Genomic DNA, 443 nt, shown 5'->3' with positions numbered 1-443 from the left:
GCGTAATACTGGGGCTGAATCTCGACCCAGCGGTATTTCTCGGGCAGGTAGTCGAGCTTGCTGATCTCGACACCGGCGATGTATTCGAAACCGCCCTTGCCGTCCGGGTTGCAGCAAACGCCGTAGGTCACTTCGCCCTTTTGCCCGGGAACATTGCCGATGTGGGGAACGAATTTATCCCAGAGCTCGGGAATCTTGCCGGCCGTCTCTTGGGTAAATCGCCCGCCAAGCCCCGCTATGAGCATGAAGTGCCCATTTTCGAAGCGTGGTTCTGCCGGTTCGACGCGTTTTTGCTCATCCATGACTCGACTCCTGGGAACGAAAAAGATGGGTTCGGCTGGGAGTATAGAAGCCAAACCCGATTCGCCCAGTCAGAGCCCCGGAAGCTGCCCGCCGGTGGGCGCACCGACAAACTCGTTGTAACCCGAAAGAATCACGTACAC

The 443-nt window shown here is 57.6% G+C and carries 1 protein-coding gene; it reads right to left on the bottom strand.

The window, feature by feature from the left end; translation table 11 throughout:
* Positions 1-302: GyrI-like domain-containing protein (locus AC1DF0_RS32320; protein ID WP_477577672.1), on the bottom strand; the 302-nt coding region annotated here is incomplete at its 3' end.
* Positions 303-443 lie beyond the last annotated feature (141 nt).

The sequence above is a fragment of the Paenibacillus sp. 05T425 genome, from assembly GCF_056396205.1.
The sequence above is the reverse complement of the archived record's forward strand: the minus strand, read 5'-3'. Positions and strand labels throughout refer to the sequence as shown.